Raw genomic sequence first — 23902 nt, 5'->3', positions numbered from 1 at the left:
CTGGATTTTCTTTGAAGAGCGGTAGGGTCATTCGACTCTGCTGCTCTATTTTAACACTACTTTTGAGAAACCTAATTTAAGTAGCTTTTCCTTCAGACCTTCACTGCCATTGATTAAATCAATCTGATAGGCCGAAAACTCCCGGCGAACAGGATATGCTCCACGCAAATATTCAAATTTCGCTAAATCAGTACGTAAAGCTGCATCATCACTCATTAAATGGTAAGTATGTAACATGGCTAAAGCAGCCACCTTGCCATCACTTAAGTGGTCACAATCTATAGTAATCAACTTCTCTTCTGGTTCGGGTATTCCAGTAGCCTCCCAATCATCAATACCTAAATTAAAATAACGGCTGATGGCTTGAACACTCATTTGCGTGCCCTTGGCCTTACCATCTTGTGAATAACCAGCGATGTGAGGCGTTGCAATCCAAACCAGGTTTAATAAATCTGTGTCTATGTTTGGTTCATTTTCCCATACATCAAGCACCGCATTGCCAATTCCTTTATTCTGAAGGGTCTTCTTTAAGGCATTTCCATCCACCACCTCTCCTCGCGATGAATTGATAAGCACGGCATCGGATTTCATTTTTAAGAGTAAACCCTCATTAGCCAAATGGTAAGTCCTTTCATCACCATCTCTTGTTAATGGAGTATGAAATGTAATAATATCAGCTTTATGCACAACATCATGTAATTGATAAAAGTACTTATCCTTTTCACGACGGGCCCGAGGTGGATCAACCTCATAAACGGTCATTCCTAAAGCACTCGCCATGGTTGACACTTTACTCCCCACATTGCCAACGCCAACTATAGCAATGGATTTCTCCTTTAGTTGCCAGCCCTTTTCTAATACTAACAAAGCCAAGACAGCACCAACATATTGCTTTACCGATTCAGAATTACATCCTGGTGCATTCGTCCATTCAATACCATTTTGCTCACACCAAGCTGTATCGATATGATCAAAACCGATTGTAGCAGAAGTAATCATCTTCAACTTACTTCCACTTAAAGTCGATTCGTTACACTTTGTACGCGTTCGCGTAATCAACGCATCAGTATCTTTTAGTACATCACTTGAAATATCACCGCCTGGCAAATAACAAACATCGGCATAGGGCTCTAAAGCACCATCAAGAAAAGGAATTTTATTATCTGCAACTATCTTAAGCATGGTCATTGTATAAAGTGAAGCACAAAACTAATAATAAACTCAGATAAGTTAATACCCGGCTGAACACTAACGTTTACAGGCCTTATGAACTTAAAGTTTAGCAAATCAGACAAAAACAATAAAAGTCATGTGCTATAAAATTTATCTGATATAGAAAAAAGTGTATTTTTGCGCTCAGTTTGAAGACTGTTCTACTGTTGTGTATTTACCGGGTAAATTAACAACAATAGAAACCTGTTTAGTAGCTCGGTGTGAGCCGGGCTGCTTAACAAGTTCCATACAGAACGAATGACTGTATGAAATTTTAAAATTTTAAAAACGTAATGGACAAGAACATTTCAAAGTTAGCAGCCGACAACATTCGGATTTTATCAGCCGCCATGGTTGAAAAAGCAAAATCAGGTCACCCGGGTGGTGCCATGGGTGGTGCAGATTTTATGCACGTTTTGTTTTCGGAGTATTTGAACTATGACCCTACGGACCGTACTTGGTTTAACCGCGACCGTTTTTTCCTTGATCCTGGCCACATGTCGCCAATGTTATATGCTGGATTAGCATTAACAGGCACATACAGCATGGACGATTGTGCCAACTTCCGCCAGTGGGGAAGCCCAACACCAGGTCATCCTGAGGTTGATTTTGAAAGAGGTGTCGAAAATACATCGGGCCCACTTGGACAAGGTCACGTAATGGCTCTTGGTGCTGCGATTGCTGAGCGCTTTTTAGTTGCTCGCTTTGGTGAGTGGATGGCACACAAAACCTATACCTTCATCTCTGATGGTGGTATTCAGGAAGAAATTTCGCAGGGAGCAGGACGTATAGCAGGTCATTTAGGATTGAGCAACCTTGTAATGTTCTATGATTCAAATGACATTCAGTTATCAACTGTTTGTGATGATGTAACAATTGAAGATACTGCTAAAAAATACGAAGCCTGGGGATGGGCCACCATGACGATTGATGGTAACGACCATGACCAGATTCGCAAAGCATTGGATGCAGCCAACGCAGAAACTGAGAAGCCTTACTTAATCATTGGTAAAACCATTATGGGTAAAGGTGCTGTAACTGACGCTGGTGATTCTTTTGAAAAGCAAGTTTCAACACACGGACAGCCTTTAAGTGCTGCAGGTGCGTCATTTGCCGATACAATGAAAAACTTAGGAGCTGATGCTGAAAATCCATTCCAGATTTTTGCTGAAGTTACTGAGTTATATGCTGAAGCTCACGCTAAAAAATCAGCTTATGTAGCTGATAAAAAAGCCGAACAGGCTGAGTGGGAAAAAGCGAATCCAGAATTAGCTGCTAAATTAGCATCATTCATTTCTGGTGAAACAAAGGTTGACTATGCTGCTATTGAGCAAAAAGCAGGAGCTGCTACCCGTGCTGCTTCAGCTACAGTACTAGGTGCTTTTGCCGAGCAGGTTGAAAACATGATTGTGATGTCGGCCGACCTGGCTAACTCAGATAAAACAGATGGTTTCTTAAAGAAAACAACTGTGTTTAAAAAGGGTGATTTCTCTGGGGCTTTCCTTCAGATTGGTGTTGCTGAATTAACAATGGGTGCTATTGCCAATGGTATGGCTCTTCACGGTGGTATTATTCCTGTATGTGGTACTTTCTTTGTATTCTCTGATTACATGAAACCAACAGCGCGTATGGCTGCTTTGATGCAATTGCCGGTTAAGTATGTATGGACACACGATGCTTTCCGTGTAGGAGAAGATGGTCCAACTCACCAGCCAATTGAGCAGGAAGCACAAATTCGTTTATTAGAGAAGTTGAAAAACCACCATGGTGATAACGGTATGTTGGTTGTTCGCCCGGCTGATGTGAACGAAGGAACTGTTGCATGGAAAATGGCGATGGAGAATACCAAAACACCGACTGCTTTAATCTTATCTCGTCAGAATATTTCAAACTTACCAGGAAGCTCTTTCGAATCAGCTTTGCAAGCCGAAAAAGGGGCTTACATTGTTGAAAAAGATGCTGATACACCCGACGTTGTTCTTTTAGCTTCTGGTTCTGAAGTATCTACTTTAGTAGATGGTGCTAAACTGTTACGCGAGCAAAAAGGATTGAAGGTAAATGTGGTTTCTGTAATTTCAGAAGGTTTGTTCCGCAATCAGGATGCTGCTTATCAAGCGGCTGTTTTACCTGCTGAAACACCTCGTTTTGGTATGACTGCAGGATTATCTGTTACACTAGAAGGATTAGTTGGTGCTAATGGTAAAGTTTGGGGATTGAACCACTTTGGATATTCAGCTCCTTATACTGTTCTGGATAAAGAATTTGGCTTTACCGGTGAGAATGTATTCAATCAGGTTACTGAGATGTTAGGATAGTTTATTCTATAACATATTTCTAAAAAAGGGTGATGGTTACGTTTAACCAATCACCCTTTTTTTCAGACCAATCCCATTCTCGTCAAGTTGTAAAAAGCAGAGAAGCACGAAGCATCAATTTATCAAACGCTTCATTGATCTGATTTACCAATTTATTAGAAGCAATAGGGAACGGCATAATGTGGGAATAACTATAATTCAAGTTCCACTCATCTACATTAACCCCCTTTAGTGCATTTTTAATTTTATCAGCAACTGCCACCTTATCATTCTTTAAGGCAACTGCTGCCATTCTATCTCGTAATGAGGAATAATAAACATTCCCTCTTTTTCGCAAATTCTCAATTGATAGCATATCTACAAAGGACTGTCCCAAAGCAGTTTCTTCAATCACCCGCTTTACCTCGCAATTCGTAAATTCATTATTGTTATAATATGAATGAAGCTTGTCAAACGCTTTGCTATCCATAATAAACTTTGACACGCCCTGCCAATCGGCGAAAGCGCTTCCACCACAAAAAATAAAGAGCTTACTTTTATCTAAAACATCATTACCATGCGCTAAAAACATAATCTGCGACAGAAATGAACCTATCGAATAGGCAAAGAAATCAACTCGTGCATCAGCCTTTACAAAAGCATGCTTACCAGCCTTAATGTTATTCACAAGATCCAATAAATCGCAAGCTGCCTGATAGCCCGATAACAAAAACCGTTCAGGGTGATTAGTAAGCCTATCACTCAATGCCACGTTGGCTACACTCAGTTGTTGGATATGATCAGATTTAGATAACCGTTCTTTGACAAATGAGCTCATTTGCCTTGGATCGCACCAGTTTTTAGGTGAACGATTCATATGGTAAGCAATGGGAAAGAGTATGACCGTTTTTCCTGTATAATTTGCTAACTGATATCCCCATGGTAAATATTTCTCCCAGCTTCGCTCATTTAAACCGTGTAATAGAATGATACAATCATCTGATTTCTCCTTATTCGGATGAAATATCGGATAGGTAAAATCCTGATTAGAATTATTATCAGAATACTCAATATCAAAGGCCGATGTAGAATCGATGGGGTACGAAACAGATGTGTTAGAATGAAACTCGTGTGAATAAATACCAAAAGCACTTCCATCGGGAGTGTGTGTGGCAGCTCCCGACGAAAACTGTGCCTTCAGAGTTTGATATAGAAAAAAATAATTCATGGAGTTTCATAAATATGCGATGTTCTCTTGTTCATTTACATCTTCGGATACAAACAAACCGAACAATTATGTACTGTGCAATTTTATGTGATTCACTCGCGTGTATAGGGCTTAAAATACGTATTGTGGGGTGAAATTTATTATACCGGGGTGAAATTTTGCTTTCATTTTTTCATCTCATCAGACAAAAAGGCACTTGATGACATTCTTTTTTAAAGTTTTTAATGCATCTTTATGCAGTCATGGACTTAAGTAAAGCAATACCGGCATATCTTATAAAAAAGAAGAATATCGTTCGCCTTATTCTCTTCACTGCAGCTTTTGCTTTAGTTTTCATCAATATTTATGAGCCTTTCGATGTTAGTAATTGGTTTCCGATTACACGCTTGCAACTTTTTTTCTACTCCAGTCTGGTTATACTGACAGGTGTATTGGTGGTCGTGGTCAGTCGCATTATCATGTATCATTCCGCCAAAAAAGGCAAACACATTTCAATTGGCCACTATATGATATGGATCGCCATTGAAATTGTGAGTATGTCGTTGTTCTACACACTTTATGAGATGCTCATTCTTAACGACCCAAGAGAATTTGATGAAGCATTGAAGGTATCGGCTCAAAATACAGCATTGGTTCTTTTGATACCTTATACTGTTACCTGGCTGTATTTTGCCTGGATTGATAATAAAGAAAAGCTTGAAGCCATTTCTGAAGGAGATACCGAAAAGCTTGAACCTAGTGGTATGGTGTTGTTTAAAGATGAAAAAGGCACAATGCGTCTTTCTTTAAAGATTGATGATTTACTATACTTGCAAGGTGCCGACAATTATGTGACCATCTATTATTCCGATCATCAGAAGCATGAGAAATTTTTATTGCGAAACACTCTAAAGCAACTTGAATCATCTTTAAAACCTATGGAAGTCGTTCGTTGCCATCGCTCCTACATGGTTAACTTTCAGAAAGTAAAACTTATTGAACTAACTAAAGAGGGCTTAAGAATAAAACTTAATACCCAGCCTGTTATAGAAATTCCGGTATCTAAAACCTATTCAGATACGGTCTTTCAATTTTTCGGACAAAACCAATAAGGAGTTAAAGGTCTCTTATTTATTGCAACAATGTTGCATTATTCCTCATAAACGTGTATTTTTGCGCACTTACGTGTATGATAAATAAATCTAATACACTCCGATACAAAAGATTACTACATGAAGAATATATTATTAGCAATTTTAATTGCCTTAACAGCACTATCTGCCTGCAACACCAAAACAAAAATTGATAACAAGCCAATAGTGACAGTAAGCATTGCACCTCAAAAATATTTTATTGAGAGACTCATGGGCGATTCGCTTGATGTTAATATTATGATCCCGCAAGGTTCAGATCACGCCAGTTATGCACCTACTGCAGCACAAATAAAACGACTCTCAAAATCAATCGCCTATTTTAAAATGGGACATCTGGGTTTCGAAGCCGGCTGGAATGATAAACTGAATGCAGCCAATCAAAATATGAAATGGTTTGATTTGTCTGACGGCATCGATATCATACAGGGCGAACATCATCATCATGACCACGACCACGACCATATATGCACCGGAGGTGTTGATCCCCATACATGGACTTCACCAAAAGAGGTAAAAATATTAACACGAAATCTAAAAAAGCATTTACTAGCTTTATTCCCTGAATATAAAGACTTAGTGAGTTCAAACTATGAGATTTTCATTGGTGAACTAGACGAGATGGATGAACGTTTGAATAAACTTCAAACACGCAATCCAGACTTAACATTTATGATTTTTCACCCGGCTTATACATATTTAGCCCGAGCATATAACTTTGAACAAATTACCATAGAGTTCGAAGGTAAAACACCAACACCGGGGAAACTGAAATCAACCATTGAACTTGCCAGGGAAAAGCAGATTAAAACCATCTATATTCAGCAAGAATTTGACCAATCAAATGCCAAAGTTATTTCTGAAGAAATTGGAGCTAACACTGTGCAGGTTAATCCACTTTCAGAAAACTGGATGGCAGAAATGGAGCGGTTTATCAGTCATCTTGAAAACCAATAAACCCAATGAAACCACTTGTTCAAGTTCACAATATTACGGCTGCCTATGACAACAACGTTGTTCTGAGCAACGTTAATCTGGACGTGAATGAAAATGACTTTATTGGGATAATAGGTCCGAATGGAGGAGGTAAAACGACCTTACTCAAGATCATAATTGAATTATTAAAACCAGCTTCCGGGGTAATTAAAAAGGATCCTAATCTCAAAATTGGATATCTCCCACAAGTAAATTCTATTGACAAACAATTTCCAATCACTATTAGAGATGTGATTCTTTCAGGACGATTTGTTAATGATAAATGGTGGAGTAAACCAAGCAAACAAACACTGCAAAAAGTAGATGAGCTTTTGGAATTCATCGGTCTTAAGAATGTACACAACATGCCAATAGGAGAACTTTCGGGCGGACAAATGCAACGAATTTTCTTATGCAGAGCTCTAATGAGTAACCCTAATCTTCTCATTTTAGATGAACCCAATACTTATGTTGATAAAACATTTGAAGCCAGCTTATATAATCTACTTGGCGAATTAAATAAAGACATGGCAATTTTATTGGTGTCACACGATGTTGGAACCATTTCATCGATGGTAAAAACAATTGCATGTGTAAATGGAGGCCTCCACTACCACCATTCAAATAAAATTACCAATGAAGTACTTCAGTCATACAATTGCCCAATTGAACTAGTCAGTCATGGTCATGTTCCACACAGGGTTTTAAAACACCACGAACATGAATGAAATAATAGAACTATTAAGCTTTAGTTTCTTCAGAAATGCGTTAATAGCGGCTACTTTAACCTCACTTATTGCAGGCATAATTGGCAGTTATATTGTAGCGCGTCGTAATGTCTTTATCAGTGGTGGCATAACGCATGCTTCATTTGGCGGGATGGGAATTGCTTATTATTTGGGCTTTCCTCCTTTTGTGGGTGCAGCCATATTTGCTGTTTTATCAGCGGTTGGAATTGAATGGAGTAGCAATAAAGCAGGAATCAGAGAAGATAGTTCCATAGCTATTCTGTGGTCATTGGGTATGGCTATCGGTATCTTATTTGTTTTTCTAACTCCAGGTTACACGCCTAACCTTATGGGTTTTCTATTTGGTGATATCCTAACTGTTCAGATGCTAGATTTAATTTGGTTGGCGGTTATTTCTATAATTTGTATTGCCTTACTAAAATTCTTTTATCCGACTGTTTTATCTGTCGCTTTTAATTCAGAATTTGCACAAGTTTCAGGACTTCCTGTGCAAGCTATTAAATACATTAGCGCCATATTAGTTGCCATGGCTATTGTATTATCAATTAAAGTAATGGGGATAATTCTCGTACTTTCTTTATTTACCATTCCAGCTTCGGCAGCAAATCTATTCTCGAAGGATTTGAAGAAAATGATGATTAATTCGGTAATTATCAGTGTTATTGGCAGTGTATCCGGACTACTTATTGCCTATTATTTGGACCTGCCATCCGGAGCAACTATAATTTTTACTTTAACAATATCATACGGAATATTACGAGTTGTTAAGCTTTTTAAGTATTAAAAACTGGCTGCCTGTTTTCTTCATTCCACAGTTCATAATCAATGATAATTTGCGGAATATCACGAATATTTAGCCGCTTTTTTAAACCATCTACATAACGCTGGTCAAAATTATATGCCAGTAAAATATCCTTTAAATGTTTATAATCATTTACAGAAGCTACCATGGTTAAACCAAGCTCACTGTTATATATATAGTAATCAATTGTAGGCTCTATTCTTACGAGGCCATCATTATACAGGCTTTCGCTTATATTGCGATACAATTTGCAATGTCCACTATACATTACCTGAAGAAACCTGTCTGTTTGTCGCTCTGCTTTAACAATACTTTTATACTCTAACTCAAAACTTTCAAAATAATAAAACTTGCCTTTGTATTCAAAGCTGTATTCTCTTAGGTCTTCAGGTCCATACGCTCGCTTTCTTTTACCGTTCTCTTTAAAAAAAACTTCCCGATGATAATCATTTAAGAATAAGCCATCGCGAACATATGCACTTCTTGATTTTACGGTGTGATTATTCAGATAAACCTTTCCTTTAATTGTTGTGCCTTCCTTATCAACAACATAACCATCGACCCATTTAGCAGAAACAGGTAGGCTCATAAAAAGTATTACCAGAGACGTAAGCAGTAATTTCATAATTCATATTTGAATTAAAAATACGATAAACGAATTAATTTCCAATTAAGAATGTATTACAATGACTTGACAATGTAAACTTATTTTAATAGTATTGTGATACTATTTTAATATCACTATGAAACAAGAACAAATAACTAAACCAAAAAATGGATACCTGATGCTGATGGTATTCTTTGTATTGCTTGCTACCACCATAGCAACAATTGTGATCCAAGAGCTATATCTTTTAATAATAGCTATCCCTTTTATTTTAGCCATGCTCCCTGGCTTTTTCATCGTTAACCCTAATGGTTCAAAGGTATTAGTGTTGTTTGGAGCCTATAAAGGAACGGTTAAAGAAAATGGCTTTTTCTGGGCCAATCCATTTTACACAAAACAAAGGATTTCATTACGCGCCCGTAACTTCGATAGTGAACGACTTAAAGTAAATGACCGCATTGGTAATCCAATCATGATTAATGTAATCCTGGTCTGGAAAGTAAAAGAGACTTACAAAGCTGCTTTTGAGGTAGATCATTATGAAGAGTTTGTTCGAGTTCAAACAGATGCAGCCGTAAGAAAGCTTGCCGGTTCGTATCCTTACGACAATTTTGATGACGCTCAGGCTGAAGTCACATTACGCTCAGGCATGCACGAGGTTAACGAAGCTTTGGAAAATGAAATAACCGAACGATTAGCAATAGCAGGCATTGAGGTGATGGAAGCACGCATTGGCTATTTAGCTTATGCACCAGAAATTGCCAGTTCGATGCTAAAACGCCAACAAGCTGTTGCCATTGTAGCAGCACGTAAGAAAATTGTAGAGGGTGCTGTTGGCATGGTAGAAGATGCTTTAACCCAACTAGCTGAAGATGATATAATCAATTTTGACGAACATCAAAAAGCTTCCATGGTTAGCAATTTAATGGTAGTTTTGTGCGGCGATAAAGAAGCGACGCCTGTAATTAACACAGGCACATTACACAATTAATGCTATGAGCAAGAAAAAATCATTTGTATTAAGAATTGACCCTGAAACATTTAAGCAGATCGAAAAGTGGGCGGATGATGAATTCAGAAGTGTCAATGGTCAGCTTGAATGGATGATTCACAAGTGCTTAAAAGATGCTAAACGACTGAAAAAAAGTGATAAAGAATCAAAAAAAGAAATCGAATAACCTAAAAGAGCAACTTCAAATGAAGTTGCTCTTTTTGTATCTAATAACCTAATTTCAGTGTTATATTAAATACTGAAACAGATCTGGTTTTTCATTTAAGTATTCGGCTACAAAACCATGTTCCTCCATACGCTTTTGCAGCCCATCGAAATCATCTGGCTTTTGCAATTCAACACCAATCACAACTGGTCCCATGGCACGTGCCGTTTTCTTTTTATATTCGAAATGCGTAATGTCATCACCAGGACCAAGTACAGTATTAACAAAGGTTTTTAATGCACCGGCACGTTGAGGGAAACGCACAATAAAGTAATGCTTTAATCCTTCATAAAGCAAAGAGCGCTCCTTAATCTCTTCGGTACGTGTAATATCGTTGTTACTACCACTCAGAATACAAACCACATTTTTACCGATGATTTGGTCAGCATAATAATCCAAAGCGGCGATACTTAAAGCCCCTGCAGGTTCAACAACGATAGCTTCATAATTATACAACTCCAGAATTTTTGTGCAGATTTTCCCTTCCGGAACCAAAATCATATCATCCAATACGCGCTGGCAAATAGATAAATTAATACTACCCACTTTTTTAACAGCGGCACCATCAACGAACTTATCGATTTCGGATAGTTCAACCACCTCACCCTGTTCCATAGAGCGTTGCATGGCAGGTGCACCAGCTGGCTCAACACCAATAATCTTTGTTTCTGGAGTGATTTGTTTGATATAAGCTCCTAGTCCGGCCACTAATCCCCCACCTCCAATTGGTACAAAAATGAAATCAATGGGCTTATCTGTCTGCTCAATTAATTCAAGTCCAACCGTTGCTTGCCCTTCGATAATTTGTGGATCATCAAATGGGTGAATAAAAGTTCTGCCAGTACGTGCACATTCATCCATAGCTGCCTTATAAGCATCATCAAAAGTATCACCTTTGAGTATTACTTCAACAAAGCCCTGACCAAACATTTTTACCTGATTAACCTTTTGACGAGGTGTGGTAGCCGGCATGAAAATATAGCCATTGATATGTAATTCACGGCATGAAAAAGCTACACCTTGTGCATGATTGCCTGCACTGGCACATACAATACCTGATTCAACCTGCTGTTTTGTCAGATTTTTAATCTTGTTATAAGCACCTCTAATCTTATAAGAACGAACCGTTTGTAAGTCTTCCCTTTTTAGATATACGTTAGAGCAAAACTGCTTTGATAAATTAAGATTACGCATTAATGGTGTGGTTTCTACCACATCAGAGATGGTTTCTTTGGCTTTTTTTACAGCATCCAGTGAGGGGTAATAATCTGAAAAAGCTGCTATTTTACTGTTTGTTGTCATTTGTTGTTGGGGTATTAAATAATAATGTATCAATACACCAGAATCAAAAAACTGATCTAGTATAGAAAATCAAAAAACCTGTCAAGATTTATCATCCTGACAGGTTTACAAGTTACTTACTTTTTAATGCAATTAGCGAGCCAATCACCAACTTCCGATGTTTTACTGACATTATCATCTTTAGCTATATCCTCGGTGACGACACCAGCATCGAGCGATTGGTTAACAGCATCGCGTACAGCTTTTGCCTCTTCGAGTAGGTCAAGCGATTCTAATAACATTGCAGCCGATAAAACAGTTGCTATAGGGTTAGCTATATCTTTACCTGCAGCCTGAGGGTATGAACCATGAATTGGCTCAAACACCGATGTGTGAACACCAACCGATGCTGAAGGTAACAAACCTAGAGAACCAGTAATAACAGATGCTTCGTCGCTAATGATATCGCCGAACATATTCTCGGTTACCATCACATCAAATTTCTTAGGCCATTGAATTAATTGCATCGCTGCATTGTCAACAAACATGTAATCAACCTCAATATCTTTGTAATCAGCTTCCATACCTTGGGCAGTTTCGCGCCACAAACGAGAGGTTGCTAAAACATTAGCCTTATCAATAACTGTCAAACGCTTATCTCTCTTACCAGCATATGAGAATGCTAATTTCAGAATGCGTTCGATTTCTTCAGTTGTATAAGTACATGTATCAAAGGCTTTCTTCAAATCTTCTGAACGACCCTTTTCACCAAAATAGATACCGCCAGTAAGCTCACGCACAACCACAAAATCAGCTCCTTCAACAATATCCAAGCGCAAAGGACTTTTATCTAATAAAGATGGAAAAGTGGTAACCGGGCGAATATTGGCATATAAACCAAGTTTTTTGCGCATAGCCAACAAGCCTTGCTCAGGTCGAACTTTTGCTTTTGGGTCGTTGTCATATTTAGGATCTCCAATAGCACCAAACAGTACCGCATCTGAATTCATACAAACCTCGTGTGTTTCATCAGGGTATGGATTACCTACTTTGTCGATTGCTGTTGCCCCAACCAATGCGTTAGTATATACGATCTCGTGGTTATACTTTACGGCAACTGCATCCATTACTTTTTGTGCTTGTGCTACTATTTCCGGTCCAATGCCGTCTCCCGGCAAAACTGCGATATTTAATTTCATCTCTAGATAATAGATTATTAGACAATAGACTGTTAGACAATAGACAACTTGACTTAACACATAAGAAATAAATTTCAGGTGTACATTTTAGTTTAGGTATCCATCCGTCTAAATTCTAATAGTCTAGTTTATAATTTTAAAATTTCCGTTTTCAATCAAGTTAAGCATTTTTACGGTCGCTTTAATAGCGGCTTCCGTTTGGTCTGCATCAAGTCCACGAGTTTTAAACAATCGGCCTTTAAACTCCCATGAGATAACTGTCTCAACCAATGCATCCGTTTTTCCTCCCGGAGGAATAGTGACAATGTAATCTTCTAAAACCGGATGGTTTTTTCCAAGCTTGTCATAAATCTTCCAAATAGCATGCATAAACGCATCGTACTGTCCATCCCCATTTGCGGTTTCCTGATGTACCTCTTCATCAATTTCGATACTCACATTGGCTAAAGGCATAAGCCCCTTTGTTAGTTGAAGACTATAATTTTTTACTTTTATATGTTCTTTAATTGATGAACTTTTAATCACATCAGATATAATGTAAGGTAAATCTTCTGTGGTAACTGTTTCTTTTTTATCACCTAATTCAATCACACGCTCTGTCACCTTTTTCATTTCTTCAGATGACAAATCAATTCCCAATTCTTCTAAATTCTTCAGAATATTGGCCTTTCCGGATGTTTTACCAAGTGCATATTTACGTACACGACCAAAACGTTCTGGCATTAATCGATTGAAATAAAGGTTATCTTTATTATCTCCATCAGCATGAATACCGGCACATTGGGTAAACACAAACTCTCCGGTTAATGGTTTATTTGTGGGAATGCGAATACCTGAGAAGCTTTCAACCAGTTGACTAACTTTTGTAATATTCGACTCCTCAATATTGGTTTTAACATTTAGTTGATCATTAAATAGACCAACAACACTGGCAAGCGGTGCATTTCCTGCTCGTTCACCCAAGCCATTAATGGTGGTATGGATTCCTTGCACACCGGCTCTAATAGCAGCAAAAACATTAGCCACTGCCAAATCATAATCATTATGAGCGTGAAAATCAATGTGCAAATCAGGATAACGCGTAATAATAGAAGCGCAGAACTCTTCAACCTGAGCCGGATTTAATATCCCAAGTGTATCAGGTAACATAAATCGCTTAATACTCGTTTGCTGCAACTCATCCAGAACAAAATACACATATTCGGGCGAATCAATCATACCATTCGACCAATCTTCAAGATAAATATTGACATCAATATCCATTTCTTCAGCTGCAGCAATTACCTTTTTAATATCCGCTACATGCTCTTGAGGAGTTTTTCCTAATTGGCTGGTAACATGCTTCAGCGAACCTTTGGTTAAAAGATTGACAACTCTTCCGCCAGCACTTTGAATCCACTCCAAAGACGTTTGGCCGTCAACAAAGCCAAGTACCTCAACCTTATCTAACAAACCTTTTTTTGATGCCCACTCACATATTTTCTGCACAGCACGATACTCGCCATCACTGACTCGTGCTGATGCCACTTCTATTCTGTCCACCTTTAACTCTTCGAGCAGCATGGTCGCCATGGCCAGCTTCTCCGATTCGTTAAACGACACACCGGTAGTTTGCTCGCCGTCGCGTAAGGTGGTATCCATTAGCTCTATAGTCATGTAATCCTTTGGTTATTGTGGTTAATGTTTTTTGAGATTCAAGATTCTAGACATAAGACACAAGATGATTTACATGATGAGAAGCTCAAAATAAACTTATAAACTATAAACTTTTCGTGTCCTTCATCATCCAACTCCGTCCGGTGATGGTGCACCGAACGGTAGTCGAGATGACTTTCTATCTATTATCAGACTCTGCTAAAATTAAGTAGACTGTAGTACTAAAACTTAACAGCCTTAGCTTCATAAGCCTCAATCTCCTTACTCAGGCTTAATAAATAATCAATATCATCATAGCCATTCATGAGGCAATTCTTTTTGTATGAATTGATTTCGAAGCCCTCTGAATCACCTGTGTTTACATTCGTAATTGTTTGGCTCTCCAAATCAATTTTTACCTCAGCTTTATTATCAGCATCTACTGCTTTAAACAGTCCTGCTAAAAACGCTTCGGATACCTGAACTGGCAACACACCATTGTTCAGCGAGTTACCTCTGAATATATCAGCAAAAAAGCTAGATACGACAGCCTTAAAACCATAACCATCGATAGCCCAGGCAGCATGCTCGCGACTCGAACCACTTCCAAAGTTTTTACCGGCTACTAAAACAGTACCCGAGTATGCTGGATTATTTAAAACAAAATCCGCCTTTGGTGAACCATCTTTTTCGTATCGCCAGTCGTAAAACAAGTTATCACCAAAACCATCTTTAGTGGTTGCTTTCAGGAAGCGGGCCGGTATAATCTGGTCTGTATCCACGTTTTCGATTGGCATTGGCACAAACGACGTTTGAACTGTTACAAATTTATCTATAGGCATATTTCTTCCTCCTGATTAAAAGTTAAAGATGGTACGTGGATCAGTCACAACACCTGTAACGGCAGCAGCAGCAGCAGTCAATGGACTTGCTAACATGGTGCGCGAACCAGGACCTTGTCGACCTTCAAAATTACGGTTTGATGTAGCAACGGCGTATTTACCGGCCGGTATCTTATCATCATTCATAGCCAAACAAGCAGAACAACCAGGTTGACGTAATTCAAATCCGGCAGCTTCCAATTGGTCTTTCAAACCTTCTTCAATAGCTTGCTTCTCAACCTGCTTACTTCCAGGAACGATCCAGGCGGTTATGTTTTCAGCTTTTTGCTTGCCTTTTACAGCTTCACAAAAAGCACGCAAATCTTCGATACGACCATTGGTACAACTACCAACAAATACATAATCCACTTGCTTTCCTTCTAACTTATCACCAGCTTCAAAGCCCATGTATTCCATTGATTTCTGGAAAGTATTTTTAGAACTATCCTCAATAGTATCCAATGATGGAATATTTTCGCATACCTTGGCTCCCATTCCAGGATTTGTTCCATAGGTAATCATCGGTTCAATGTCGGCTGCGTCAAAGGTCAATTCTTTATCAAATTGCGCATCAGCGTCAGTAACCAAAGACTCCCAATGAGCAACTGCTTTGTCCCAAGCTACACCCTGAGGTGCCTGCTCGCGTCCTTTGATGTATTCAAAGGTTGTTTCATCAGGTGCAATCATACCGCCACGGGCACCCATTTCGATACTCATGTTACAAACCGTCATGCGCGCTTCCATCGACAAGCTGCGAATAGCCGAACCTGCAAACTCTACAAAATAACCTGTTCCGCCAGCGGCTGTTATCTTAGAGATAATGTAAAGGATGATGTCTTTTGATGCTACTCCTTTATCCAACTCCCCTTCGATATTGATGCGCATACTTTTAGGCTTAGGCTGCATAATACATTGTGTTGCCAAGGCCATCTCTACCTCACTGGTACCGATTCCAAAAGCAATACTGCCAAAAGCACCATGCGTTGAAGTATGACTATCGCCACAAACAATGGTCATGCCTGGTTGTGTAATCCCCAATTCTGGTCCAACTACGTGCACAATCCCATTATACGGATGGTTTAAACCATACATGGTGATACCATTCTCTTCACAATTCTTCTTCAAAGTTTCCACCTGCACACGCGATAACTCGTCCTGAATTGTCAGGTGCTGATTAATGGTTGGAATATTATGATCAGGTGTTGCAATAACCTGCGAAGGTCGTGCGACTTTACTACCTCTTGCTTTAATACCTCCAAAAGCTTGCGGACTCGTTACTTCATGAATAAAGTGACGGTCAATATAAAGAACATTGGGCCCGTCATCAATGGTTTTGACGACGTGGCTGTCCCATATTTTATCAAATAATGTTTTTCCCATTTTTCTTTTGTTGTCGATTCGCTTAATTGGTTAATTGCCGAATCGATGATTTACATATTCGTACTTAACCAATTTTTGAGATAGAATCTAAGAAAGCCTCTACAGATGCTGTAATGATATCAACATTGGCAGAGAAACCATAGTAGGTGTGGCCTTTATGCTCAACCTGAACGTGTACTTTACCCAAATCATCGCTACCTCGTGTGATAGCCTGAATCAGGAATTCTTCCAAATGTACCTTACGTTTCACCAGGCTCTTAACAGCCGTAAAAGCTGCATCAATTGGTCCGTTACCTGAAGCCGTTTCGGTAAAGACATCGCCATTGAAGTTAACAGCAACAGTCGCTGTTGGGATGGTCGAACTACCCGAAATCACCTGTAATGATTCTAATTTAATTGAACGGTCTTGTTTTTCTTTTTCAGAGCCAGCCAATGCCTCTAAGTCCTCATCAGCCACATCCTTTTTCTTATCAGCCAGGTCAAGAAATTGATTGTAAATATCATCCAACTCCGGACCTTCAAACTCATAACCTAAAACGTGTAAACGGTGTTTTAAAGCAGCACGTCCACTACGAGCCGTTAATACAATACTCGATTCTTTAACGCCAACATCGGCCGGGTCGATAATTTCGTAATTTTCACGATTTTTCAATACGCCATCCTGATGAATACCAGATGAGTGAGCAAAAGCATTACGACCAACAATGGCTTTATTTGCCTGAACCGGCATGCGCATTAAGGTCGAAACCAATTTACTGGTTTTCATAATTTGCGTCGTATCAATCCCTGTTTGATAATCCAAATCGTGATGAGATTTCATGGCCATAACCACTTCCTCCAAAGAAGTGTTTCCGGCACGTTCGCCTAATCCATTGATGGTTACCTCAACCTGGCGAGCACCGTTGGTAACACCTGCTAAGGTATTGGCGGTTGCCATTCCAAGGTCATTATGACAGTGGGTTGATAAAATAGCTTTATCCACATTAGGTACATTATTTACCAGGTAAGCAATTTTTTCACCATACTCTTTAGGCAAACAATATCCAGTAGTATCCGGAATATTAATGACTGTTGCACCAGCAGCAATTACCGCTTCAACCACGCGAGCTAAATATTCATTGTCTGATCGACCGGCATCTTCTGCATAGAATTCTACGTCTTCGACAAATCGTTTTGCGTATTTAACTGCCTCAACAGCACGCTGCACAATTTCGTCTTCGTTAGAATTTAATTTGTATTTAATGTGATAAGGTGAAGTACCAATACCTGTATGGATACGACCACGCTTGGCGAATTTCAATGCATCGGCCGCTACTTCAATGTCTTTTTTAACAGCACGAGTTAATGCACAAATCGTTGGATTCTGAACGGCTTTAGAAATCTCGACCACCGAATTAAAATCTCCGGGGCTCGAAATGGGGAATCCAGCTTCGATAACATCCACGCCGAGCTTCTCGAGCTGACGGGCTACTTCTATCTTTTCAATAGTGTTTAACTGGCATCCCGGTACTTGCTCACCGTCTCTTAATGTTGTATCGAATATATGAACTTTATTATCCATGGTTAATGTTTTACAAATGAATATTCCGAATTCCTATCCCCTTCGGTTTTTGTTTTTTAAAAGATGAAAGACACAAGTATCAAGACTTATTTGCGTCTTGATACTTATACCCTGTGTCTTTACTTATCTTGGTTTTCTGGTCTCAATTTACGGACAGCAGCACCTGCTTGCCACATTTCAGATTCATTCAACTCCTTTAGCTCTGCATCTAACTTCACACGATAATCAGCCTGACTATTAGAATCAATCGAACGTTGCGCTTCGTTACCTGCAGCCACTTCTGAATATAGTTTTTCAAAAACTGGCTTAGTTGCATCACGGAAAGGCTTCCACCAATCTAATGCACCACGCTGAGCAGTTGTTGATGTGTTGGCATACATCCAATCCATTCCGTTTTCAGCTACTAATGGCATCAAACTCTGAGTCAATTCCTCAACCGTTTCGTTAAATGCTTCAGATGGTGTGTGACCATTAGCACGTAATACTTCGTACTGAGCAGCAAAAATTCCCTGGATACATCCCATTAATGTTCCACGCTCACCTGTTAAATCAGAGTAAACTTCACGTTTGAAATCAGTCTCGAATAAGTAACCCGAACCAACTCCAATACCTAGTGAGATAACACGATCTTTTGCTTTTCCAGTAGCATCCTGGAAGATAGCGTATGACGAGTTTAAGCCACGTCCTTCAAGGAACATGCGACGTAACGATGTACCTGAACCTTTAGGTGCAACCAGGATAACATCCACATCAGCAGGAGGTACAATACCCGTACGCTCTTTGTATGTGATACCGAATCCGTGTGAGAAATAAAGGGCTTTACCCGGTGTTAAGTACTTCTTAACGGTGTCCCACATTTGAATCTGCCCAGCATCAGAAAGCAGGTACTGGATAATTGTTGCTTTTTCAAGCGCCTCTTCAATTTCGAAAAGAGTTTCACCAGGAACCCAACCATCGGCGATAGCTTTATCCCAGGTCTTTGATTCTTTACGCTGACCAACAATTACATTGAAACCATTGTCTTTAAGGTTAAGTGATTGTCCCGGACCTTGCACGCCATAACCAATTACAGCAATTGTTTCGTCTTTTAATACTTCACGTGCTTTTTCCAATGGGAACTCTTCCCTCATTACAACGTTTTCTTCAGTTCCTCCAAAATTAATTTTTGCCATGATTTTATTTGATTAATGTTTATGTTTTTGAGCAACTAGCTCTTAGCGGCTAGCAACTAGCTTTTTTCAATTAGTCTTATTTCTTATCTCTATCGTTTAATCTAATAGAGTCTTTTCTTTTTCGAGTTTCTTCAGATAATTTGATAATAACTCATCCTTTAGCTTCGTTACCGCAATGCGTCCGGAACGAACAAATTGTTGAACGCCAAAATGATCAAGTTTATCAAAGAGCTCTTGCGTTTCTCGTTTGTGACCAGTCTTTTCAATGACTGTATATTCTTTTGTGACTTCCAGGATACGTGCTCCATATTGACGTACCAGGCGCTCAATTTCATTGCTGTTGAGTAACGACTCCGTTTTTACTTTATAAAGAGCCACTTCCTGATGTACTATTTCATCAGCAGTAAACACATAGGCTTTGATAACATCAATGCGCTTTTCAATTTGCAACAGCAATTTATTGACTTGTTCACGCGATGTAAATACCACAATGGTAAATTTATGGATACCCGGTATGGCGGATTCTGAAGTCGTCAGACTTTCAATATTAATGTGGCGACGAGTAAACACTGTTGTTACCTGGTTTAGCAGGCCGACGTGATTCTCAGAATATATTGATAATGTGAATTCTTGTTTCATTTCTCTTAATTGTCGAATTGGTTAATTGTCAATTGATAACTTACATCTTTAGATAATGTCAATCCTTACTCAAGGCGAACCTCTGAAACTGAGGCACCTGTTGGCACCATCGGAAATACATTACCTTCTTTCTCAACAACAACTTCTAATAAATAAGCACCCTTATGATCCGCCATGCGCTTAACGGCAGCATCTAAATTATCACGGCTGTCGACCTTTTCACCAGCAACGCCGTAGCCCTTTGCAATGGTTTGAAAATCGGGGTTAACTAATTCAGTTGAAGCGTAGCGACGGTCGAAGAAAAGCTCTTGCCACTGACGAACCATTCCTAAAAAGTTATTATTCAATAAAATGATTTTGACATCAGCCTGTGTTTGAAAGATAGTTCCCAATTCCTGAATAGTCATTTGAAATCCACCATCACCTACAAATAAACAAACCGGACGTTCGGGTTGACCTAACTTAGCACCTAATGCTGCCGGTAAACCAAAGCCCATCGTACCAAGTCCACCTGAAGTTACCAGGCTACGCGACTGTTTAAATTTAAAATAGCGCGATGCAAACATCTGGTGTTGCCCCACATCAGTCACAACAATGGCATCGTCATCATATTGTTCAGTTACTCTGCGGACTACTTCTCCCATTGTTAAGCCTTCTTTTGTCGGATGTAATTCAGGCTCAATAATTTTTTGATTTTCAATTTTATCGCAAGCCTTAAATTCGCCTAACCAAGCCTCATGGCTATTCTTAGATACCATCTCAGTTAGCTTTGGTAATGAATCTTTTACGTCACCCAAAACAGGCACATCGGCATAAATTATTTTATTGATTTCAGCAGGATCTATTTCTAAATGAACCACTTTAGCATTGGTAGCGTACTTTTGAACATTACCGGTTACACGGTCATCGAATCGCATACCAATCGCTATGATTAAATCAGCTTCATTAGTCTTAACATTAGGCCCATAGTGTCCGTGCATACCCAACATACCCACATTTTGCTCAAAATCACTTGGCATCGCTGACAAGCCTAATAAAGTCCACGCGGCAGGTATACCTGTTTTCTTCAAGAAATCCATCAATTCATTCTCGGCACTACCTAATACCACACCTTGTCCTATCAAGGCCAAAGGTTTTTTAGCCAAATTAATCAACTGAACAGCCTCAGCAACTTTTTCTTTATTAATCAATGACTTAGGCTTGTAACTACGTACCCTGTCAACTGGCTTATATTCGAAATCAAATTGTGCAAACTGTGCATCTTTAGTAATGTCAATCAAAACTGGTCCCGGACGTCCTGAACGAGCAATGTAAAATGCTTTCGCAATGGCCTCCGGAATCTCTTCGGCACGCTTCACCTGATAATTCCATTTAGTAATTGGCTGCGTGATGCCTACAACATCTGTCTCCTGAAAAGCATCGGTACCTAATAAGGCAGAACCTACCTGACCACTGATAACTACTAAAGGAGTAGAATCTACCATGGCGTCAGCAATACCAGTTACCGCATTGGTTGCACCCGGTCCACTTGTAACAAAGCAAACGCCAACTTTGCCAGTGACTCGCGCATACCCCTGAGCCGCATGAACAGCGCCCTGCTCATGACGTACTAATATATGATTCAACTTATCCTGATAGTGGTAAAGTGCGTCATACACAGGCATAATTGCCCCACCCGGATATCCGAATAACAAATCTACTCCTTCATGCAATAAAGATTGCATTACTGCTTCGGAGCCGCTCATGCGTTTTTGTTTCATCTCTTTGGCTTCCATGGTTGTTGTTTGCGTTTGTGTTTCCATTCTATTATAGATTTTTAGACTGTTAGATTATAGATGCTTAGATGATGTACAACATGGTTAATCAAATAGTCTATTGGTCTTCTGTCTATTGGTCTAATTCTAATCAATTAATCTTACTGCACCCTGGTCGGCGGCACTTACCAAACTGGCGTAGGCCTTCAGAGCTTTTGATACATAACGTTCGCGATTGACTGCTTTAAAAGCCATATCTCCTTTGGCCTCTTCGGTAGCTCTTCGTTGAGCTAACTCGTCTTCACTTATTTGTAATTCTATTTTCCGGTTAGGAATATCAATTAATATTGGGTCGCCATTTTGCACCAAGGCAATGTTTCCTTCACCTGCTGCTTCCGGAGATGCATGGCCAATGGATAAACCAGATGTTCCGCCAGAGAAACGTCCATCGGTTAACAAGGCACATTCTTTACCCAAATGCTTTGACTTTAAATAGGATGTAGGATACAACATCTCTTGCATACCTGGCCCTCCTTTAGGTCCTTCGTAGCGAATGATGACCACATCTCCGGCCTTCACCTCATCGGATAAAATGCCTTCACAAGCATCATCTTGTGATTCGTAAACACGAGCTATACCGTTAAAAGTAAAGATGGACTCGTCAACACCAGCCGTTTTAACGATACAACCTTTCTCGGCCAAATTGCCAAACAATACAGCCAGACCACCATCTTGCGAAAAGGCACCTTCAATACTACGAATACACCCTTTCTCACGATCTAAATCTAATTCGGCATACTTTGTCTTTTGCGATCCCATAGTCAGGTTGAACATACCTGCCGGTGCACTGGTATAAACTTCTTTAGCCTCATCAGAAACAGAATCCGACATGACATCATAGGCCTCTAAAGCCTCTTTTAATGAAGGAAAATCAACACGACTCACATCAGTGTGTAACAATCCACCACGATTTAACTCAGCTAAAATACCCATGATACCTCCAGCCCGGTTCACATCCTCGATGTGATAATGCGAGTTAGGTGCCACTTTACACAATACAGGTGTATTGCGTGATAAACGATCGATATCATCCATCGTAAAGTTTACCCCTGCCTCATGGGCAATGGCTAATATATGCAAAACCGTATTGGTTGATCCTCCCATCGCTATATCCAGAGTCATCGCATTTTCAAAGGACTTAAAAGATGCAATGGAACGAGGTAAAACAGATTCATCACCCTCGCCATAATATTTATTGGTTATGTCTACAATTAAATCGGCAGCATTTTCAAACAATCCTTTACGATTAACATGCGTAGCTACGATAGTACCATTACCAGGCAAGGCCAATCCAATAGCTTCATTCAAACAATTCATTGAATTAGCCGTGAACATACCTGAACATGAGCCACAAGTAGGGCACGCATTGCGTTCCACTTCATCTACTTCTTCATCAGATACCGTATCGTCAGCGGCCATCACCATGGCATCAACTAAATCCAAGGCTTTACCACCAGCTTTACCAGCTTCCATTGGGCCACCCGAAACAAAAACGGTTGGTATATTCAATCGCATAGAAGCCATTAGCATACCAGGTGTAATTTTGTCACAGTTACTGATACAAACCATGGCATCTACTTTGTGTGCATTACACATGTACTCAACACTGTCGGCAATGATATCACGAGATGGCAATGAATACAACATACCATCATGCCCCATGGCAATTCCATCATCAATAGCAATGGTATTAAACTCAGCCGCGAAACATCCTTTGGCTTCGATGCGCTTTTTTACCATCTGACCTATGTCGTGCAAATGCACATGCCCCGGCACAAACTGCGTAAAGGAATTAACAACAGCAATTACAGGCTTGCCAAAATGCTGTTCTTTCATACCATTGGCACGCCACAAGCTACGAGCTCCCGCCATTCTTCGTCCTTGTGTTGATGTTGCGCTTCTTAGTGTTATTTTCATTTTATTGTTTCTGTTTGTATCAAAAAAAAGAGCTTTTCTCGTTTGTGAGAAAAGCTCTTCTGTATCTTATATCGTTTGATTTATCTACATAGCATTCTCACTCCTCTAGGTTCTAATAATAATGACCACGAGAATAATAATAATGTCGAGAATGAGTGATAAATTGAATTTCATCTTCTTTTGCTTTTAAGAAACTTCAATTAAGAAAT

The 23902-nt window shown here is 39.5% G+C and carries 20 protein-coding genes; 7 read left to right on the top strand and 13 right to left on the bottom strand.

Annotation, left to right across the window (positions count from 1 at the left end):
* Positions 1-45: 45 nt before the first annotated feature.
* Complete coding sequence (locus JIV24_RS08230) at positions 46-1182, bottom strand: 4-phosphoerythronate dehydrogenase (protein ID WP_200464552.1); 1137 nt, start codon at positions 1180-1182, stop codon at positions 46-48.
* A gap of 323 nt (positions 1183-1505) precedes the next feature.
* On the opposite strand from JIV24_RS08230, the gene JIV24_RS08225 reads away from it, so the two are divergent.
* Complete coding sequence (locus tag JIV24_RS08225) at positions 1506-3527, top strand: transketolase family protein (protein ID WP_200464551.1); 2022 nt, start codon at positions 1506-1508, stop codon at positions 3525-3527.
* Positions 3528-3609: 82 nt separating this feature from the next.
* Here the strand turns inward: JIV24_RS08225 and JIV24_RS08220 are convergent, their stop codons facing one another.
* Positions 3610-4734: a DUF6051 family protein gene (locus JIV24_RS08220; RefSeq protein ID WP_200464550.1), complete on the bottom strand. Its 1125-nt coding sequence runs from the start codon at positions 4732-4734 to the stop codon at positions 3610-3612.
* 242 nt (positions 4735-4976) lie between these two features.
* On the opposite strand from JIV24_RS08220, the gene JIV24_RS08215 reads away from it, so the two are divergent.
* From JIV24_RS08215 to JIV24_RS08200, 4 genes are all read left to right on the top strand, one after another.
* Entirely contained in the window at positions 4977-5825 is an 849-nt protein-coding gene (locus JIV24_RS08215; RefSeq protein WP_200464549.1) for a LytR/AlgR family response regulator transcription factor, read from the top strand.
* 120 nt (positions 5826-5945) lie between these two features.
* Positions 5946-6821, top strand: coding sequence for a metal ABC transporter solute-binding protein, Zn/Mn family (locus JIV24_RS08210; protein WP_200464548.1), 876 nt, complete (start codon positions 5946-5948; stop codon positions 6819-6821).
* Positions 6822-6826: 5 nt separating this feature from the next.
* A complete protein-coding gene (locus JIV24_RS08205; RefSeq protein WP_200464547.1) occupies positions 6827-7567 on the top strand; it encodes a metal ABC transporter ATP-binding protein in 741 nt (246 codons plus the stop codon).
* Positions 7560-8372, top strand: coding sequence for a metal ABC transporter permease (locus JIV24_RS08200; RefSeq protein WP_200464546.1), 813 nt, complete (start codon positions 7560-7562; stop codon positions 8370-8372). The genes JIV24_RS08205 and JIV24_RS08200 overlap by 8 nt, the downstream gene beginning before the upstream one ends.
* Here the strand turns inward: JIV24_RS08200 and JIV24_RS08195 are convergent.
* Positions 8362-9015 (bottom strand): hypothetical protein, encoded by a 654-nt coding sequence (locus JIV24_RS08195; RefSeq protein ID WP_200464545.1) that lies wholly within the window; start codon positions 9013-9015, stop codon positions 8362-8364. The two genes, JIV24_RS08200 and JIV24_RS08195, sit on opposite strands and share 11 nt — an antisense overlap.
* A 118-nt stretch (positions 9016-9133) precedes the next feature.
* Here JIV24_RS08195 and JIV24_RS08190 point away from each other — a divergent pair, with 118 nt between their 5' ends.
* Together JIV24_RS08190 and JIV24_RS08185 are read left to right on the top strand one after the other, a co-directional pair.
* Positions 9134-9988, top strand: coding sequence for an SPFH domain-containing protein (locus JIV24_RS08190; protein WP_200464544.1), 855 nt, complete (start codon positions 9134-9136; stop codon positions 9986-9988).
* Positions 9989-9992: 4 nt separating this feature from the next.
* Positions 9993-10175: an Arc family DNA binding domain-containing protein gene (locus JIV24_RS08185; RefSeq protein ID WP_200464543.1), complete on the top strand. Its 183-nt coding sequence runs from the start codon at positions 9993-9995 to the stop codon at positions 10173-10175.
* Positions 10176-10235: 60 nt separating this feature from the next.
* Here JIV24_RS08185 and ilvA read toward each other — a convergent pair whose 3' ends face one another.
* The 10 genes from ilvA to ilvD form a co-directional block, all read right to left on the bottom strand.
* Complete coding sequence (gene ilvA, locus JIV24_RS08180; protein ID WP_200464542.1) at positions 10236-11516, bottom strand: threonine ammonia-lyase; 1281 nt, start codon at positions 11514-11516, stop codon at positions 10236-10238.
* A gap of 116 nt (positions 11517-11632) precedes the next feature.
* Positions 11633-12694 carry a 3-isopropylmalate dehydrogenase gene (gene leuB, locus JIV24_RS08175; RefSeq protein ID WP_200464541.1) on the bottom strand — a complete coding sequence of 354 codons (1062 nt, stop codon included), beginning with the start codon at positions 12692-12694 and terminating at the stop codon, positions 11633-11635.
* A 123-nt stretch (positions 12695-12817) separates the two neighbouring features.
* Positions 12818-14350, bottom strand: a complete 1533-nt coding sequence (locus tag JIV24_RS08170; protein WP_200464540.1) for an alpha-isopropylmalate synthase regulatory domain-containing protein — start codon at positions 14348-14350, stop codon at positions 12818-12820.
* A gap of 221 nt (positions 14351-14571) precedes the next feature.
* On the bottom strand, positions 14572-15171 hold the full coding sequence (gene leuD / locus JIV24_RS08165) for a 3-isopropylmalate dehydratase small subunit (protein WP_200464539.1): 600 nt from the start codon (positions 15169-15171) through the stop codon (positions 14572-14574).
* A gap of 15 nt (positions 15172-15186) precedes the next feature.
* The gene (gene leuC / locus JIV24_RS08160; protein WP_200464538.1) at positions 15187-16590 is read right to left on the bottom strand and encodes a 3-isopropylmalate dehydratase large subunit; all 1404 of its coding nucleotides are present in this window, start codon (positions 16588-16590) and stop codon (positions 15187-15189) included.
* Positions 16591-16654: 64 nt separating this feature from the next.
* Entirely contained in the window at positions 16655-18151 is a 1497-nt protein-coding gene (locus JIV24_RS08155) for a 2-isopropylmalate synthase (RefSeq protein WP_200464537.1), read from the bottom strand.
* A gap of 119 nt (positions 18152-18270) precedes the next feature.
* Complete coding sequence (ilvC, locus tag JIV24_RS08150; protein ID WP_200464536.1) at positions 18271-19323, bottom strand: ketol-acid reductoisomerase; 1053 nt, start codon at positions 19321-19323, stop codon at positions 18271-18273.
* A 96-nt stretch (positions 19324-19419) separates the two neighbouring features.
* Positions 19420-19962, bottom strand: a complete 543-nt coding sequence (ilvN, locus tag JIV24_RS08145) for an acetolactate synthase small subunit (protein ID WP_200464535.1) — start codon at positions 19960-19962, stop codon at positions 19420-19422.
* A 65-nt stretch (positions 19963-20027) separates the two neighbouring features.
* The gene (ilvB, locus tag JIV24_RS08140) at positions 20028-21764 is read right to left on the bottom strand and encodes a biosynthetic-type acetolactate synthase large subunit (RefSeq protein WP_200464534.1); all 1737 of its coding nucleotides are present in this window, start codon (positions 21762-21764) and stop codon (positions 20028-20030) included.
* A 99-nt stretch (positions 21765-21863) separates the two neighbouring features.
* Positions 21864-23693, bottom strand: coding sequence for a dihydroxy-acid dehydratase (ilvD, locus tag JIV24_RS08135; protein ID WP_200464533.1), 1830 nt, complete (start codon positions 23691-23693; stop codon positions 21864-21866).
* Between the last annotated feature and the right edge of the window lie 209 nt (positions 23694-23902).

It is taken from the genome of Carboxylicivirga marina, from assembly GCF_016612505.1.
Taxonomy (GTDB): Bacteria; Bacteroidota; Bacteroidia; order Bacteroidales; family Marinilabiliaceae; genus Carboxylicivirga; species Carboxylicivirga marina.
Note: the sequence above shows the minus strand (reverse complement) of the source record. Positions and strands in the feature narration are given on the sequence as shown.